The organism is Oligoflexia bacterium (assembly GCA_035326705.1).
GTDB lineage: Bacteria > Bdellovibrionota_G > JALEGL01 > JALEGL01 > JALEGL01 > JALEGL01.
The window spans coordinates 78560-96428 of record DAOLES010000005.1 but is presented as its reverse complement, the minus strand read 5'-3'; the positions used below and the strand labels follow the sequence as shown (position 1 = coordinate 96428).

General features: G+C 35.2%; 19 protein-coding genes. 8 read left to right on the top strand and 11 right to left on the bottom strand.

What is annotated here, in order from left to right; all coding sequences use genetic code 11:
- Nucleotides 1–126 precede the first annotated feature (126 nt).
- Nucleotides 127–1266: a hypothetical protein gene (locus tag PKC21_08380; GenBank protein HMR25356.1), complete on the top strand. Its 1140-nt coding sequence runs from the start codon at nt 127–129 to the stop codon at nt 1264–1266.
- Nucleotides 1267–1563: 297 nt separating this feature from the next.
- Here PKC21_08380 and PKC21_08375 read toward each other — a convergent pair whose 3' ends face one another.
- From PKC21_08375 to PKC21_08355, 5 genes are all read right to left on the bottom strand, one after another.
- Entirely contained in the window at nt 1564–2331 is a 768-nt protein-coding gene (locus PKC21_08375) for a GSU2403 family nucleotidyltransferase fold protein (protein ID HMR25355.1), read from the bottom strand.
- Nucleotides 2324–2992 carry a type IV toxin-antitoxin system AbiEi family antitoxin gene (locus tag PKC21_08370; GenBank protein ID HMR25354.1) on the bottom strand — a complete coding sequence of 223 codons (669 nt, stop codon included), beginning with the start codon at nt 2990–2992 and terminating at the stop codon, nt 2324–2326. Before PKC21_08370 ends, PKC21_08375 begins: the two co-directional genes overlap by 8 nt.
- A gap of 214 nt (nt 2993–3206) precedes the next feature.
- A complete protein-coding gene (locus tag PKC21_08365) occupies nt 3207–3626 on the bottom strand; it encodes a VOC family protein (GenBank protein ID HMR25353.1) in 420 nt (139 codons plus the stop codon).
- A 261-nt stretch (nt 3627–3887) separates the two neighbouring features.
- Complete coding sequence (locus tag PKC21_08360; GenBank protein ID HMR25352.1) at nt 3888–5498, bottom strand: hypothetical protein; 1611 nt, start codon at nt 5496–5498, stop codon at nt 3888–3890.
- On the bottom strand, nt 5495–6604 hold the full coding sequence (locus PKC21_08355) for a hypothetical protein (GenBank protein HMR25351.1): 1110 nt from the start codon (nt 6602–6604) through the stop codon (nt 5495–5497). Before PKC21_08355 ends, PKC21_08360 begins: the two co-directional genes overlap by 4 nt.
- Before the next feature lie 493 nt (nt 6605–7097).
- Between PKC21_08355 and PKC21_08350 the strand changes: the two genes are divergently transcribed.
- The 4 genes from PKC21_08350 (at nt 7098) to PKC21_08335 (ending at nt 10553) form a co-directional block, all read left to right on the top strand.
- Nucleotides 7098–8081: a hypothetical protein gene (locus PKC21_08350; protein ID HMR25350.1), complete on the top strand. Its 984-nt coding sequence runs from the start codon at nt 7098–7100 to the stop codon at nt 8079–8081.
- A 129-nt stretch (nt 8082–8210) separates the two neighbouring features.
- Nucleotides 8211–8834 carry a glutathione S-transferase family protein gene (locus PKC21_08345; GenBank protein HMR25349.1) on the top strand — a complete coding sequence of 208 codons (624 nt, stop codon included), beginning with the start codon at nt 8211–8213 and terminating at the stop codon, nt 8832–8834.
- A gap of 82 nt (nt 8835–8916) precedes the next feature.
- Complete coding sequence (locus PKC21_08340) at nt 8917–9579, top strand: hypothetical protein (GenBank protein HMR25348.1); 663 nt, start codon at nt 8917–8919, stop codon at nt 9577–9579.
- 332 nt (nt 9580–9911) lie between these two features.
- Nucleotides 9912–10553 (top strand): hypothetical protein, encoded by a 642-nt coding sequence (locus PKC21_08335; protein HMR25347.1) that lies wholly within the window; start codon nt 9912–9914, stop codon nt 10551–10553.
- 35 nt (nt 10554–10588) lie between these two features.
- Here the strand turns inward: PKC21_08335 and PKC21_08330 are convergent, their stop codons facing one another.
- The 3 genes from PKC21_08330 to PKC21_08320 all read right to left on the bottom strand — a co-directional run bounded on the left by PKC21_08330 (nt 10589) and on the right by PKC21_08320 (nt 13660).
- Nucleotides 10589–10723: a hypothetical protein gene (locus PKC21_08330; GenBank protein ID HMR25346.1), complete on the bottom strand. Its 135-nt coding sequence runs from the start codon at nt 10721–10723 to the stop codon at nt 10589–10591.
- Between the two features lie 217 nt (nt 10724–10940).
- Complete coding sequence (locus tag PKC21_08325) at nt 10941–11552, bottom strand: hypothetical protein (protein ID HMR25345.1); 612 nt, start codon at nt 11550–11552, stop codon at nt 10941–10943.
- Nucleotides 11553–11743: 191 nt separating this feature from the next.
- Nucleotides 11744–13660 carry an oligopeptide transporter, OPT family gene (locus PKC21_08320; protein HMR25344.1) on the bottom strand — a complete coding sequence of 639 codons (1917 nt, stop codon included), beginning with the start codon at nt 13658–13660 and terminating at the stop codon, nt 11744–11746.
- Nucleotides 13661–13982: 322 nt separating this feature from the next.
- Between PKC21_08320 and PKC21_08315 the strand changes: the two genes are divergently transcribed.
- Nucleotides 13983–14159 (top strand): DUF1328 domain-containing protein, encoded by a 177-nt coding sequence (locus PKC21_08315; protein ID HMR25343.1) that lies wholly within the window; start codon nt 13983–13985, stop codon nt 14157–14159.
- Between the two features lie 55 nt (nt 14160–14214).
- Nucleotides 14215–14898: a DUF4412 domain-containing protein gene (locus tag PKC21_08310; protein HMR25342.1), complete on the top strand. Its 684-nt coding sequence runs from the start codon at nt 14215–14217 to the stop codon at nt 14896–14898.
- Nucleotides 14899–14927: 29 nt separating this feature from the next.
- Here the strand turns inward: PKC21_08310 and PKC21_08305 are convergent, their stop codons facing one another.
- From PKC21_08305 to PKC21_08295, 3 genes are all read right to left on the bottom strand, one after another.
- Nucleotides 14928–15404: a hypothetical protein gene (locus PKC21_08305; protein ID HMR25341.1), complete on the bottom strand. Its 477-nt coding sequence runs from the start codon at nt 15402–15404 to the stop codon at nt 14928–14930.
- A 108-nt stretch (nt 15405–15512) separates the two neighbouring features.
- Entirely contained in the window at nt 15513–16016 is a 504-nt protein-coding gene (locus PKC21_08300; protein HMR25340.1) for an isochorismatase family cysteine hydrolase, read from the bottom strand.
- Between the two features lie 72 nt (nt 16017–16088).
- Nucleotides 16089–16793 (bottom strand): hypothetical protein, encoded by a 705-nt coding sequence (locus PKC21_08295; GenBank protein HMR25339.1) that lies wholly within the window; start codon nt 16791–16793, stop codon nt 16089–16091.
- 282 nt (nt 16794–17075) lie between these two features.
- On the opposite strand from PKC21_08295, the gene PKC21_08290 reads away from it, so the two are divergent.
- Entirely contained in the window at nt 17076–17834 is a 759-nt protein-coding gene (locus tag PKC21_08290) for a DUF4412 domain-containing protein (GenBank protein HMR25338.1), read from the top strand.
- Nucleotides 17835–17869 lie beyond the last annotated feature (35 nt).

Here is a 17869-nt window from a genome sequence, read left to right as displayed (position 1 = left end):
AACATAGGAGTGGAGTTTTAAAGTCTTAAGTAGTGCTAATAGTGCGTCAAAATATCCTGAGTAGGTGGTTGACACACCATGGTGTTCATGATAGCCCATGCATAAAATTATCACAATAAGGGAAAAATGAAACAACTTAAGCTAATAGTATTATGTAATATTTTTATTGCTGTGTTATGTGAGCAACCTTTTAGCCAAACCAAAGCTCAGACAATTGAAAGAAAAATAGTACTTTGGGGTACCAGCCATACAAACCAAAGCTTGGGCATTCATTCTGCCGCAGGCTGTCCAGACCTGCATCATAAACTAAAAAGTTTCTATAACTCCTCAAGCTCAAAGAATGAAAAGGATTCGGAAATTATTTTGGGGTTTGAAGGCGTAGTCCTTTCGGCTGAAACAGAAACACTTCGTCATATCGAAGATCATATTTTAATTGAATACCTTCTATATTTAAAGCATATGTCAATCCAGCTTGATCTAGGTTTAGAACAAATTTCGAGCCCGTTCTATAGCCGAATTGATTTATTTCGTATTTGGGACTTTGCATCAACATTTCTTACAAAAAGTCCAAACCATCCCGAAATCGTCAATATTGTAGAAAAAATTTTAAATAATGACTCAACAGATGAATTTAGAGTTATTTCTTCGGACCTCATAGAGCGATTAAAAAGTAGCCCACAAAGTCCGCGATCAGAGGATATGGAGTTCATTGAAAAAATATATGAACTCACAGATGCAAACGAATTTAAAGCCTATGCACTTACTTATTTCGAGGAACTAAAAACATTGAATGAAAAGGTGGTAACTTCTTTTTATACAACTCACATTAAAAATGCTTCTGAGGCTAAGTATAACTTAGAGAGTAACAATATTCCGGCTTTAAAAGCGCTTAATTTTACATCAACGTTAGAATTTTTGGATCCAGTTAATTTGTTCAATGAAAAGAGTAGCAAATCCGACGAGACAATTAAAGTGGAGTTCGAGATGAGGGAACATTTTATTTTTTCAAACATACAAAAGTTGGCTCTAGACTACCCAAACAAATCTTTGCTTATTTGGACAGGATCATTACATACTAAACCTCTAGCTAAACTTATTAGTGAAACTAAGTTAAAGGATCAAACCTACGTTTTTTCAGCTTCAACCGGAGATTTAGAAGCTTGCGACGAAGACTTTTTGCGGGATTTTTTGAGAGGTGAAGATTACACCTTTAAGACCAGTGAAAGCCAGCGACTCGATAATTGGCTAGCAAATAATTCTAAATAGTCTAGGTGCCAGGCGTATTTTTGTAATGTGGTATATTGCAAAAATACGCCTGGCACCAAATTCCATTGTAAAAAACGATGATCAAACGTTTACCATGATCCGGAATTTTCCATGCTCGCCCAGGGTTCTTGGCTTGGCAGTTCCAGGGACAGCTACCGAATAAATTGTGTTAGTGGAAAAAAGTACCCGGTTACTTTAGGGAATTGAGCCAATCCAGGGACACACTGTGTACTAATTTAGGTAACTCGTTTTTATTAAGAATACACAGTGTGTCCCATGATTAGATAAGTTTTTAGATTAAGGTAAAAGCTTTCGCAAGCGCTCAAAAGAATCTTGCTGGACGTCTTTAACAAAGGTTTGAATGGAAGTAGCCTTGATTTGTTGCCCAATAATACGAGGCCCTTGGTCAAATTCGTCATCAAAATAGTTTTTAATATTCTTCTCTACCGTTTTTCCCTGCGGCTTTTTCAGAATGAGCTGTTTAATTTCTTGGCTGACTTGTTCATTGTCCGAATGAAATAGCAACATGAAATAAGCATAATAAAGGTCTTTCTCTCGTTTAAACTGGCCTTGACGCTCGACAAATGTAAGCAGTTTATGGAAAATAAATATAGACGGGCGAGGGATCTGGATATTCAAGCCCTCTATGGGCATTCGTAAAGGCTTTTCAAGGAGGAGATCAAAATTTTCGATTTGGTTGATTTTGATATCTTTGCCAACCAAGCTTTTAAATGTTTCGGGATTAGCAGATGTAATGAATTCAACATCGGCTCGTTCATCCCCGTGTTTTGCAACTGGAATATATGGACGTAGTTTACCCATATTTATGTGATGTTCTCCATATTGCTTTTGCTTCAGTTTATGAGCAATGGTACTTTTTCCTTTGTAGGTAATGTCTTTTAATCCAAAATCGATGTCCGCTGTACCTCTAGGTATATGACTCAGCTTCCAAACATATTGGGAATAAATATAGGGTACCCATCCACCCACCAAAACCAAATGAGATAAGAATGGTTTTAAATCTTTCAGGGTTTGAAGCAAAAGAAGAAAAGAAGCATCAGGCAAGTGGCACTCCTTTTTCTTTTAAGACGCGTTTAAGTTGCAAAGCTTGTTCATTTCCTCGGTCGGGATAATTAAATAAGTCTAAGTAAAGCTGTAAATTTGACACAACTGAATAACCTTTAATTTTTTGTGCATTGTAAAAGATAGAATTTCTATACCAAGGTTTAATGAAAAAAACATTCCCGCCTTGTTTAAGTTCAAGGAGGTTAAGCTGTTTTCGTAGCTCTTCAACTTGATTATCAAAATTCTCTGCAGGTAAATAGGCATACACATTTTGATCACGAACATAGTGGGTCATGAAGTTTGCACCGGTATGTAAGGTGAGGGCATAAGAAACAGATTTTGATGGGCTCAAAGTATTTTTAAGGATTTTTAAAATATTTTTGTCAGAACTATAAAAAGCCATCGTATGATTTTTGTTAAATTGGTACTGTTTGGTCCACTGATCAAGAAGTTCTTCGGCGTGACGAAGTTTGGAAGAAGCTTTAGGCCCCCGAGCTTCACCTTTAAGAAACCCTTGCTGTCTTAGCTCCAGGATCACTTTGGCAACCAAACCCTGGCTTAACCCAAGACTTTCCACAATCTCAGAAATAACCCAAGGCTTCTCTGGGTATCGGAGAAGATGTCTAAGAACCAAACTAGCTTTGTCTGCAAATATATTCATAAGTACACTATTTATTAAAGTACACTATATAATGTACTTTGTAAAATAATGAATATTCAGGAATTCCAGAGACACACGACTAGATCTTAATTGTTTTAAGTATGGATTCAGAGATTTGAATTGTTTTTTGTTGGTTGATTCTTTCTTTAAAACGTGGCAGTTACCGAAAAAAAGGCTGTCCTTAAATTAAGCTAGCTGCTACACGTTAAAAAACTTACCATGTACCGACGTTTTCCATGCTGGCCCAGGGTTCTTGGGGTGGTAGAGGATCGCCTTTTTGTAACAGTTCAATAGATATATTGTCCGGTGACTTGATGAAAGCCATGTGACCATCTCTGGGGGGTCTCAAAATATCAATGCCTTTCTCTTGCAGGGATACACAGGTTTCATAGATGTTTTCCACTGAGAAAGCCAAATGGCCAAAATTTCTGGCGTTGCCATAGTCTTCATTGCTATCCCAATTGTAGGTGAGTTCAATTTCTGCATCACTGTCAGGGGCTTTAAGGAACACTAAGGTAAATTTACCTTGCGGTACTTCTTTCCGACGAACTTCTTTTAATCCCAAGCCATCTACATAAAATGCTAAAGATTCTTCTAGATTAGACACCCGAATCATGCTGTGCAGAAACTTGATCATACCTGCTGTCTAACCGATTTTGATTAAAAATTCATGCTTTTTTTGTCACGTTTAGAGTAACAGGGACAGTTGACTGAACTGTAATCGTAAAAAAGTACCCAGTTGTTTTTTGAGAACTCCAAAAAATCTCACTCCCTTAAACTAACGGCGCACCCATTCACTAAATAGAAGCGACAAAATTCATATTGACTTATGGATTAATAGTAACAGTAAGTCGAAATTTTATATTCCACCCGCTTTTGAATGAAGATTTTTTTACTAAGGACAGCCATCATTACTTGTAGGATTGCTATTAAAATAGGGGTGACTGCCTGGAAGCTGATTGCGAATATCCCATTTACATGCAATGTATCCTTCTATATCTTGCCTTTCAGAAAAAGATGGTGCAGGTGTGTAAAAAATGATTTCGTGATAGGTGTTTTTTACCCCATTTCCTAAACCAAAGTTTGCCGCAAAACCTGCATTAACATTTGTTGTGCTTGCACTGACATCTCCATTGACCACGATTTGTTTGCTGTTTTGAGCAAAAGAGTTTAAAAACCCTAGGGCATAGGTTTCACCGACATTGACGGTAGGAGAAGAAGTGTTGAGCCTGACTGAAGATCCACAGCATCCACCCGTATCCCAATAAATCTTTCTATCACTCCATGGTGCGTGTATGCTATAACGAGATGTGGGTGAGCCCGTTGAAGAACCTTGAAAAGGATAGTTTAAGTTCATATCAAATGAACTGGTAGAATTATTTTCTGTTTGCACAAGTACAATTAAAACGTCATCGAGCATTCCAGAAAAAACATTTTGCGCAACAAAAATATCACCATCAAAGATAGCGCCCTGAGGAGCATTACTTTTGAATTCAGCTTCACCGGAAACCTTAATAAAATTATTTCCATCCGTTCCTTTATTAATCCAACAATTGATGGCATCCCCATTGGATGTCACATCTACGTTGCAGCCAGTGTCTTGCTTTAATGTTGCTAGATCTTTGCCATCTAACCAAAACTGAGGCGTCACTTGTGACAGTGCAAGAGGGCCACCCGGTAGTTGCCAGGCACTGCTAGTGTAAATGGCAGTATTACCTAAGTCATCTTGCACGCGCAATGATACATAGTAATTGGTTTCAAGCATTAAAGAAAATGTTGTAAAAGGCGGAACATTAGAAACCGCTTGATAACTGGTGCTTGAGCTTACAATATTTGTAAACATTACTGTATCGGCAACTTCTCCACTTTGACTATGGTTGGGTGGAGACTGATTGGTGCCAGTACCAATGGATAATTCAAGCGAAGCAACATTTGAACATGCGTCGTAGGGTAAGTTCCATATAGCGGTTGGGCTTTGATTTTTTTTTGCATTCATGGCTAAGTTTATTGTCCCCACCTGCGGGGCAAGGGTGTCTTGTAAAAAAATATCCGATACTACAGCATCAGATATATTATTATTGTTGTCTACAGCTCTAAGCCAAACTTTATAGCTATCCATAGCAGAACTGCACTCTTGCGCTGCTTGATAGGTAATACTTTGATTAGAAAATGAATCTGTTGGCGTCCAACCACTGCTGGGTGCCACCATGATTGATTGACCTGAAACAACATATTCAATTCTAAGCAAGTCATTGTCGTTTGGGGGTGTAAACAGCAGTTGAATACTGCTTCCACTCCCACTGACATCTTCAATGATTGTATCGTCAGAAGCCCACGTTAGATTTGTTGGTACTCCCGGGGGTGTTTGGTCATTGATACCAGATCCATCGTTGAAGATTTCATTGGACTGCGAATATTCTAAATCTGTAAAAACATTGCCATTGCAGTTAAAATGCATGCTTGCTATGAGCAGAACACAAAGTATCTTTCTTATTTTACTTCTCATAACCATTGTAAACCTCTAAAATGTAAATTAATTCCAGCTTGTTTTTCTTTTTGTTGGTTAAGGTCGGTATCATAGGCCTTGTATTCATAAAAAACACCTAAACCTAAACCTAAAGATCCAAAAGCTTTTTCTCTAAATACAGCAAGCTCTCCCAAGTAAGACAGTTTTCCTTGTGGATTAAGGGATGACCTACTGTAGAAAGGATAAATTAATTGACCCGTTGATAAAATTAACCAGTCTTTGTTAAGATTCCAACGCTTTTGTGCTTCTAAAACCGATAAAAACACATGAACTTTTTCTATACCTATATCGGAACTGTTGACTCTAACAATAAAAGGCTCCTGCTTGTAATCAACATTTAAACCTATTGATACAGTTTTAAATTGATAGTCATTAATCCAGGCCACTCCCCATAAATAGGGAGAAAAATTTTGAAAACCGTTGCTGCCAAATTCCAACTCATAATGCTGAGAATCCAGTGAAAAATTTATCCCAGACCAAAGCGTGTTCCAAAATAAATGTTGATAATGCGTTGCAAGAGCAAAATTTTCTTCTGATACTTTATTAGAAATGCTAGCATTGCTTTGATCCATGGAGTGAATTAAATTTTGATAGACTGTTTGCACTACTTGATAGCGGTTATTTAAATCATTTTTTGTAGTTATATTTTCTGGCACTTCTTGTGCAAAGGCTTGCTGATTCTGAGAGCCATTTTGTTCTTCTAATGCAAGGTTATCTTGTTCAATATTTTGATCTTTTGTTATCTCGGATGAACTTTTTGCCAGTGTTTGATCTGTATTTTTTTTAATATTGTGTTGAAAACTCAAACACTGTTGATTGTAATTTCTGCTTTGAACAGTATTTTGTGTAATATCAGGATTAATTTTAGGAACGTTGAGTATTTGGCCCACTGTAATTGTATTAGCATTTTCTAGCTGTGGATTAAGTGCTTTTAATTTGCTTAATGATCCATTGTCACCGTAAACTGGCCTACCAAAATAATACTCAGATAAGCAGGATAAATAATCATTGTGTTTAATGACATAAATATCTTGGGCAAAAATAAGTGAAGCGATCGCCATAGCAGCGATAATTAGCCTATACATCGGCCTCAGATACAGATTAAAACATGATTTGGCAAAAAAAATAATTAGTTATTTTAGGATTTTTAGGAGCAACTTATTGGGTTAGGCAGCTTTTCTCTTTTTTAGTTTTTTGATGATGCGACAGAAGTTACTTGTGCTGTCTTTGAAATTAACAATGAATTGGGTCAAATTTGTATGCGCAAAGATGATTACAATAATGAACAAAAAATTGGCGAATTTATAGAGATTTACATTAGATCTGATCGTGTTTAAAAATTCATAAAAATCAGTGAAACACTGTGTTAATAGTATTATTTTAATTGCGTGGGTTTTTTCCATAAACTTGGAAAATTTTAGGGTACACTGTTTATTTCTAATATAAATCAATACTTTTTATAAAAAGTACATAATTCACCCTTTGATTTTTTTAAATTAAGAAAACAAAGTCGATCTCATATTTTAACTTGCATTGCAGCATTTTTATAGATAGTTTCCAGAGAAAGGGAGTGTTTACATGGTTCAATTAAGTTTTTGTAAGCGTGCATGTACTGCATTGGTTTTATCTGTTTCATTTTATGGTTTTGGTCAGAACCATATCAAGCCTAAGCAACTTCGTTTTCAAGATCCTAATTATTCTAAAAAAGCTTATGTTAAATCGTTGCTTATACCCATGGGGTGTCACCATCTTGTAAGATCTTTAGAGGATGATATTTTACAATCTTCTTCACAATTATGCTTGGAAAAAGCAGGAGATAGAATCATTCTTTCCACGCTTAAACTGGCTGAAGATAATACAACAGATGATATTTTAAATTTAGAAAATATAAAATATCCTATTGTACAGTTTCCACTTAATATGCAAAGCTCTGGTGGTAGGGTAGCGGGCAGATTTTTGAGTCTCCCTGGAGCTCGACTTGGAGCTGGTGTGGAACAAAGTTTTGTGTTTTTTTTGCACCAAGCAGATACCAGTCTGCAACAAATTCATTTTGAAAAAGGAGTTGTATTTGATGAAGCAGAGCATGCAGATGCAATTGATGTGTCTTATGAAAAAAGTTTTTATGAAAGTATTATTCCTAAAAGCACAATAGATGACTTTTTAGCATCAATTTATGTTTACATGTTAACCCAGCTTGAATCAACCTCAGAACAATACAACGCACTTTCTAAAAATATTTTAGTTTTATCAAAAAAAAATGATGCAGAATTAAAAACATTTAAAACATCGGATGCACATAAAGAGCATATTCACTTTTTAGAAGGTAAGAATTTTAAAGAGGTGCATTCCCTGTACGACTTTTCAGTTCAAAATAATCTTTATAGAGAGTACATATCAAGAGCTCTTACATTAAATACTTCAAAGCATTTGACCTTGGTTCCAGTGTGGGTGATTAATATGGAAGATAACAAAAATTTAAGCAACTATGAGGTATTGAATAAAAATTTTGAAATGAATCATCCAGAAGATTTATGGTATATGGTGCTTGCTCCTAAGCTATAAAGAGTATCTGATACATTTTTATTAGAGATGCAACAAATTTCTCTTAGTTTTATGATCTAGTAAAAGCTAGACCTTGTTTTTTAATACATTTTCTTGCATTTTGTTCTTAGTTTGCATAGCGTTTGAAGGATGCTCAAATTGTATGACTACATGGACTCGGGCAATGGCTATAAAATAAGACTATTGTTATCGCATTTAAAAAAACCTTATCAGTGGTATGGGGTTGACATTGATGGTGGCGAAACAAAATCAAAAGAGTATCTTAAGATCAATGCCAACGGTAAAATTCCTGTCATAGAGTTAGATAATGGCAAGCGTCTAGCTGAATCCAATGCAATTTTGTATTACCTTGCGCAAAACACAACGTACTTTTCTGACGATACATACGAGCAAGGAAAAATTATGGAGTGGTTATTTTTTGAGCAGTATGAACATGAGCCCTATATTGCTGTATCACGTTATATCATGCGGCATTTGCCTCAGGGGCATGAGCGCTATGAAGAATTACCTAAACTAAAAGAAAAAGGTAAAAGAGCATTAAAACTGATGGATAGGCATTTGGAAACACAGTCTTACTTTGTAGCCAATCGTTTGACAATTGCTGATATTGCTTTATTTGCCTATACGCATGTTGCTGAGCAAGGAGGTTTTGATTTAGAGCCTTATGCAAATATTTGTGCCTGGATAGGTAAGGTTCAGTCGCAAGCAAATCATATTGATATCAAATGGCAGCCCAATGCAGATATGAATTAAGTGGATTCCTGTGACATATTTTTTATTTTAACTTTAAAAAACATTTGTAAATCAATCAACCGCAACATACTATATTATAGATATGAATCATGAAGAGAGTTTGAATCAAGCAATCAATCTAAGAGGTGAGTTTTGGAATAAAGTGGGTGAGCTAGAACAAGACTTTTTAACACCTATTATTAATCCAAGTTTTCAAGGTGGACCACAGTGGCCTAGCTTTCGCCAAAGTTGGCGAATCATTAAAAGAGAAAAAACTACAATTCTTGCTAGTGACGGGCTCAGTGACCCCTATGAAGATATGGATACCAATCCAAAAGTCTCAGCCTTTAACGGGTTTGGTTTAGAGTTTTTTATTGAATCACCTGATGAGTTTGACAGTATAAAAAGTTGGCAGTTTGATTTGATTTTTCAAGCCAGTCAATGGGCCGCTATGGAAGGAAATCTAATAAACAAAATTAAACATTTTGAGTATATCAGCAGTGAATTGCACGATGTTAAGGTTCCTGAACAGTTTAAAAACTCAGAAGGTCGAGTGGGTGTGTTTGTTGGCTTGCAGGGAGAAGTCCCAAGGTCTCTTAAACTTCCAAATGAGACGATCAGTATTGTTAATGTAAAACTCTTAACACGCAAAGAGTTAGATTTTTTAGCATCTGGGGACAACGACGCACGCCTTAAATTGCTTGAATTATTTATCAAACAAGGTCATCCAACATATTCATCTTTAGAACGCGAGTCAGTGATTTAAAAATCAATGGGTTATTTTTGGTAGATGCGGTAGATGATTTAGATAACCAAGTAAGTTTCACTCACTGTATTTTTTAAACTGTTTGTAACCGTATTAAAAACATTATTTTGCATTGTAGTTTGAAGAAATATTATGTGTTTATTCCAGACATGATTGATCAGTTGCGTTATACAATGTATTTCTCTATTTGATTAGATACATCTAAATTAAGAATATAGCATGAGTTCCACATCTGAACGCCTGTTCATTGAGCAACAAACTATAAATAATTTTAATAAAAAAATTAAAATTATAAAAACTATAGATGCCGATGTTTGTGTTATCCTACCTTCATGAAATGGTTTACTGTAGGGGTATTGACATTATCTTGTACGTTGTTGGCGCAAACGCACTATGTAAAACGTGAAGATCTTATCGTACAAAAAGGCTTGTCTAAGGCCTGTGGACACTTAATTACATGGTCCAAAGGAGCCTTGATTTATAAAGGTGAAAAAGGTTCTGTGAATACGGTTGCTGCACACAGAAATTTTGATCATGCGCCTGGTTCCAATTACGAGCGTTCTATCATGGGGCATTCTGCTTTACTTTTAAAATATGAAAATGGCAATCAAGATTACATCAGCTTTTTTCCAAAATATGGCGGGGGTTCAATTATCACTGAAGAGGGTAAATTTACCAGTTATGAACACAACATGAACTATTATGTTGAACAAGAAGTTGCGGTTACGTCTTTTACATTAAAAGAATCTGCATACAATTTATGTGTAGTAGACTTTAAGAACAAGTCAGAAAAATTCAATGGTTTTAGTCATAACTGTACACACAGTGTTTTAGAGTTTTTACAAGAAGAGCTAAACATTTCACTAGAGGAAGAACTTTTTTCAACACCAAAAGATTTAAAAGAGAGGTTAGAATTTTTTTTAAAACAAAATCCAGACTACTATTGTGAGCAAGCACAATGGGCAAATCAATAGATAAAATACAACGTTCTTGGTTAGTTTGCTAAGATTTAAAAAGCGATCATATCTTTAGAGCTCAAAATAATAGGATCAGCTTTTATACCATGTTCTTCACCATTAATTTCTATTAATCTCCCCAATTTTATATCAACTTTAGCTGGATTATTTTTTTGTAAAGGGATCATAATGGTAAGATCAATAACAAGGGGATTAGAGTTTTCATCACACGGAACAAACGCCCCTTGAGTAATATACTTGTTATTTTTATCTAAAACTTGCTATTGAGAAAATCTAGTTCAATCAATAAAATATATTGTTGTGGGACACACAATGTTTTGTTACAAAATTACCTGTCAAAATATATCGTGTGCATCTCCCAAGATTATAAAATAGTGTTTTTAATTAAAAAATCAAAGGAACAACTTTATCGTAATTGCTGCCGCATAAATTGCCAGATAATTCACCAACAATGAAAAACTCTGCTAAAAGTGATTTTCCTTCCATATTAATACCACAAGTTCCATCTTCTAGTTCATCACCACTGACTTCAAGAGAACCTTCATAAGTAGAGTCAAAGCTTCCAGTTAAAATGCCGTCCTCTCCATCATTGAAATTGTCCAATACAAGGTCTGTTACCACTTCAAGGCTACCATTAATGGTTATTTCTTCATCGTTTGCAGTAGTGGTAACACAATCAGTGAAGACAACTTCATTTAAAGTAAATGTTCCATTAAACTCTTGATTCTGTTCATCTTCTTCAAAATCAACGTTACCTTTGGCAGAAAAAGTACCACTCACGTCACAATCAATTGTTTCGTCAACAGGTTCTTGTAAACCAATAGGAAGGTAGTTTTCTGTAGGGAAGACACTGGCTACAATTAATAATTGTGCAATGGCATCCTGTTGATCAGAGTTTAAGCTGGTGGTTGAGGGAAATTCTGATTTAGAATTACCGCAAGCGCTTAAAAATAGGGTTATGATTAATGTGTTTAGGTAAAGTATATATTTTTTCATGGCTTTATTTTTGAGTAAATATTTTAAAATGGCAAGCTATTTGAAAAAAAAGTCGGTTTTGTAGTGATACACAAACACTATTGGTAATAAAAATACGGAACACTACATCGTGTGTTTTTTAAACACACGGTAGGCTCCTAATAATAAAAAATTATTAAATCAATTAAGAAGAAACAGACGTTTCATACTATCTATGCGTTTGAATTGTTGTTTTGTTTGCCTTTAACAGAAAAATACCCAACAAAAAAGCTTAATGCAAGCATACAGATGAGTGGGAGCCATGATTCTAAAGCTCCTGCCCATTGACTGCCCCAGCCTTGTGGTTTGGAGCTGGTCAGTAGCGCATAAAAAGCAATACCTACACCAAATAAACCTTCGCCGCCGACAAAACCTGAGCAAAGTAAAATACCATTTTCACTGGATTTACGCTTTTCAACCCAGTAGCGAATCAATCCGCCCATAAAAATAGGAAACATGGAAGACAATGGCAAGTAAACTCCCACTGCAAACGCTAAGACGGGTAATCTAAACAAAGCTGCAATGGCAGCAATCCCAGCACCTATAGCTACCAGTGACCATGGCAAAGAGTGTTCAGTTGATAAAATCCCTTCAATTACCACTTTCATGAGCATGGCTTGGGGTGCAGGGAGTTCTTGTGTACCAAAACCATAGGTTTTGGCCAGGGCGTACAAAGAAAAACAGACAAAGGTCACTGAGGTGACCACACCTAAAATTTCACCTATTTGTTGAAACTTGGGCGTTGATCCTAGCAAAAAACCACTTTTTAAATCTTGTGAAGTATCTCCAGCAATGGAAGCTGCGGTTGCCACCAAGGTGCCAATAATTAAAGCTTGGGCCATGGCCAAACTGCCCATCCAATTGAGCATGTAAAATATACCACAGGTTGCAATTAGGGTGGCTATGGTCATGCCTGAGGTTGGGTTAGATGAAACGCCTACCATACCCACAATTCTACTGGATACAGTGACAAAAAAGAACGCAAAAACCACAGCCAAAATTACACTGACTATTTTTGCGCCAAAACCAGGTAAATAAGTCAATCCGGTGGGGGCAATGATCAGCAAAGCAATAATTATAGCCATAATAATGAGGGAAGTTTTTAGGCTTAGGTCTCTTTCATGTCTAGAAATCTGGGTTTCATCTGGTTTTGGAACTCGGTTTTTAAAGTCAGCAATGCCCTGGCGAAAACTTGAAAAAATAGTGGGTAAGGTTTTTAACAGAGAGAGTAAGCCACCAAAAGCCACGGCGCCAGCACCAATGTAGCGTACATAGCGGGTCCAAATCTGACCAGGGGACATATCTGTAATCAGTGCTATTGTTTCAGGATAAAGAGGAGCGGTTTGATTTTGCCCCCAAATGGCAATTGCTGGGATAATTACAAACCAAGCCAAGGCAGATCCTGCAACCATGACAGTGGCAATGCGCAAACCTAAAATAAAACCCACACCCAAAAGTGCGGGGCTAAACTCCAAACCAAACTGAGCTTTGGGGATAAACGGTAAGTTGATATGAAAATCATCCTTAATGACCTTAGCCCAAGATAAAACAAATTTTAAAAAGCCACCAATTAAAATACCCTTAAAAACAGGCATCGCATGATTGCCCCCTTTTTCAGCGGCTATCATTACTTTAGCACAGGCAGTGCCTTCTGGATAAGGTAAGGTTTCATGCTCATCACGAATCAGCGTCCGACGCAATGGAATCATAAATAAAATACCTAAGATTCCCCCACTGACAGACACCAAGACAATTTGCCCAAGCGTTGGATTTTGTTGCCAAAGAAATAAAGCTGGTACGGTAAAAATAAGACCAGAAGCCAGAGACGATGAGGCTGAACCAACAGTTTGGGCAATGTTGGTTTCTAAAATGGAAGCCAGCTTACCAAAAGGAGGTAAGGCAAAAAAAGCCAAGACGGCAATAACGGCAATAGGGATAGAGGTGCTGATGGTTAAGCCAACACGCAGACCGAGGTAAGCATTGGCAGCACCAAAAAGACACCCGGCTACACAACCAACCAAAACAGCTTTAACTGTAAATTCAGGTGGATTTTGTTGCGCGGGTATATGGGGTTTAAAATCTTTATTCATATATTTCAACACCTATCCAAAATTTAATCCTGAGGCAAAGGAAAAAGAAAGAATAAATTCACATGTATTATGGGGTTTTTAAATTCTAATATTGATTTTTTTAAAAGTTTTTTTAATTTTGGTAAATCGTTGTATCTACTGCATCTTCTATTTTTTAAGTGGGTTTTTATGTATTTTTTTCATGGGTAAGTACTTTACTATTAAGTATTAAAACAGCCTATTGTTAAAAACAACGTAAAAATACAAATAGATTGCTTACTAAAGTTAGTAGGCAAACTTTACTTTTAAAGCTAATTTTAAAAAAAATAACAAGGAGTGACTTATGTTGAAATTGGCTATTTTTTTCTTTATTGTATCTTTGATTGCAGCATTATTTGGTTTTACCGGTATTGCTGCTGCATCAGCAGGAATTGCCAAGTTTCTTTTCTTTGTTTTTCTCATCTTATTTATTACATTTTCAGTGTTGGCTTACAAAGCAACAAAAAAAATAATTTCATAAGTTGTTAACATTAATTATCTAATCCTTTAGGTTATTAGAATAACGGAGAAACGGTATGTTAAAATTTTTATCTTCATTAGTATTGTTTACATTTATGGTAAGTGCAAAATTAGTTTATGCAAAAGGAGTTTACGCAAGCTATGCTTTGCTGGCAGTAGATGAAACAAGCACTCTTTTTGGTGAAATTACTACTTTTTATGATGATGAAAAAATGAGAATGGAGATTGCTTTAAATAATGGTCAAGAGGATTTAGAAAAAATTGTTCATATTGTTGATGCTAAAAATAAAAAAAGTTACATGTTATTTGAAAACAGCAAAACCTATGTACAATTTAAATACCCAAAACTAAAAACAAAATCTCATGAAAAAAAATACAAGCCTAGCAATGAAACCAAAACCATTGCCGGATTTTCATGTGAGGTGTTTGGTAAAATAAAAAAAGATTATGTTGAAACCGTGTGTGTCAGTGAAGAGCTGTATAAGAAGTATCAAAAGTTTATGGATAGTTTTAAACAGCTTGGGCAAAAACAGTCTTATTATTTAAAAGACATTGAAGGCTTTCCACTTGAATATCAAGCAACAGTTGATGGAAAAACTCTGTCAAAGCTAAAGCTTCAAGATTTAAAGGAAAAAAATATTCAACCTAAGATGTTTGATTTACCCAAAACATACAAAAAAGTTGAGAGTATAAAAAAGAAGATATCGGACAACAACACTAAAAAAATTAATTTATCTTAGCGTTTAAGAGATATTTTTTTACTTAAGAACTACTTTATTTCATCAAATTTATAATGTATGTCTTCTGCTTCAATAGTCCATGTAGATAAAGTTTTAAATCCAGACCACTCAATTTCATGTAGGATTTTTTTATTTTCAGAGACTCTAAATTCATCATACAACCAATCTTGTCGGGCATGTTTATTTTTTAAAAAACTCAAATTATAAGAAATCACATTTTCATATTCGAATGTAATTGTTGCATTATGATAGGCATTAAGGAGGGTTATAGAAATTGAGGTCGCACTCTTTTCATTTCTGTCTCCATAAGATTTTTCAGATATGAATAAGTTTTCCAGCCAAGCATCATGCGGACACTTTGGTTCATTTGGGTTATAATACCAATCAGATTGAATAAGCTTTAAAATGTTTTTTGAGAATAAATCTTGCTGACTTTCAATATAGCCCATATATTTTTCATAAGCCAATACAACATTTTTATTTCTTTGTTTTGATAAATAGTACATTATTATTTAAATAATTTACATCAAAACATGAACTTATAAAAGGTATTTTAAGTATCTTGTTCAGTATGAAAAATAGAAATTTTGCATGTCTATAATCAATAAAGCATACTAGGGAGAGCTACTTTTTATAAAAGCTGCTATTTGATTGTAACTTAAACAATCAAATAGTTCTTGAGCTTGAAGAACATAACGCTCTTTATGACTGGCAATGCCATTTTTAAGAATAGAAGGTTGCCATCCACGTTCAAGTGCACCAAAATAGGTTGCGGTCACGCAATAAGCAGCATTGAATCCAGACAACAATACCGAGTCCACATTGTAACCTTTTAAAATTGTATTGAGTTCAGTTTCCCAAAAAGAATTGGGTAAAAGTTTGGAAACATAAGCATCGGCTTCAATAGAAGACAGCGCATCAATCATGGCGTAGCCTGGATTATTTTTGCCATCTGGCATGTCTGCATCTTGAATGACAATGGTTGGCCAATGGTTGTGTTTAAATAAACGATGCGTCCATACAATATACTCAGAAGCTTCTTGCATTAAGTATTCAGTTTCAGAGCTGGTGTTAAACTCTTTTTGCATGTCAATGATTAAAAAAGCCAATTTCATCATGAAGAGTTAAGTTCTTTTATGATTTAAAGTCAAGCAAAGAACAAAATACAGTTTGTATAAAACAGCTATTTATCAACCATTATTGTTCAGTTGATAGTGTAAAATTTCACTCAGTGTTCTGTATATCTGTGCAATATTGCCATACCCTTCATTGCATTGTCTGATGCGGGCTTCCATTATATTTAAACCATGGTCTTCCCATGCTTCACTAAAACCTACAACACCCCCAATATAACCAAAAAAAGAAGGTTTCTCTTCATTGTATTTCTCACGGAATTTAGCCAAATAAGTTTCAGGATCATCTTTTAATTGATTGCAGCTTAATGTAAAAAAATGATTGAGCATGCCAAGGTGATCGTAAAGTTTTTTTCTAACCAAGGTTCTGTCTTCTGAATGATAGACTCGTTTTTCTGGTGCATACACATTATCCAATAATAAATAGATATGATCCATCATGCGTCTGGCTTCAGGAATGAATTTTTCTGGATGAGAAAAGTAATTAAAAGCAGGATGGTCTCTTAATTCAAGTATTTCTTCATGACCATCACCATCTTTATAGATATACTTTAAGTCAAGTAAAGGTCCTGATGTACTTTCACGAACTTGCTTCCAACTCACTTGATTGGATAGCATGTTATGCTGAGCTCCAATATAATTAAATGAATGGTCTGTGTTAGATTGAGCAAATATTATATTGAAGTAGTTTGCAAGGACCAGCCCCAAGATCCCAATTGTTTTTATAGCAGCATGGCCGCGTGTATCATTGTGTCGTTGCATGTGAGCATAAACAGCAATTATAATGCCAAGTACAAGCTATAAAAAGCTTGTATATTAAGGCTTTTACAAGATTTAAGGATTGTAAAACGGTGTTAAATGTCCCATTTTATGAATTAATTGCGTAAAAAGTTTCGCAGTTTGTTTAAGTGTATATAACGATAATGGGTGATTTTAACACAGCTTTGCAGGGGCAATAAATTGTATAGGTCAGCGTATATAGTTGAATTTCAGGCTTAAAGCCGTTAAAAGGTTATCACTAATTAAATATTAAAGGAGATTTTTATGATGCGTTCCATGTATTTTATTTTACTATTATCTGGCTTATTGTTTTCTGTGTATGCAAAAGGCGTAGTGATTAACTATGAACTTAAGGTTAACCAAGAAAATCACAATATGAGTGGTAGCATGCAAGCCTTTTATCAAAATGGAATGACAAGGGTGGAAATGAATTTTAAAAACATGCCCATGGGTAATATGATTCATTTAAGTGATGCTAAAAATAATGTAAACTATACGTTATTTCCTGAAAAGAAATCTTATATGGAACATACAGTCAATGAAGCAGTCCATCATAAAAACAGCGATGATTTTAAACCCACAAAAGATAAAAAAACCATCGCAGGGCATAGCTGTCAGGTTTATGAAAAGAAAAGCCAAACTCAGATTGAAAATGTTTGTTTAAGTGATAGTTTGTACAAAAAATACAAACCCATGATGGCGGCGTTTTACACCAATAAAAAACGCTCAATATTGCCTAAAGATATAAAAGGCTTCCCATTAGAGTTTGAATCTAAAAAAGGTAACAAGCTTGAAACCCAAGTTACAGTGGTTTCACTCAAAGAAGAAAATATAAAATCATCCATGTTTACTTTACCCAAAGATTATAAAAAGATGAACACTGTTCCAGTTGCAGATCAAGATATGGAAGGTATGAAAAAATCAATGATGGATGCCATGAAAAACGGTGGAATGGATGCCAAAAAAATAGAAGAAATGAAAAAAATGGCAGAAGAAATGAAGAAAAAATATCAAAACCAGTAATTTGTAGTATGGGGCAGTTTGTTTGAGTTTTCTAA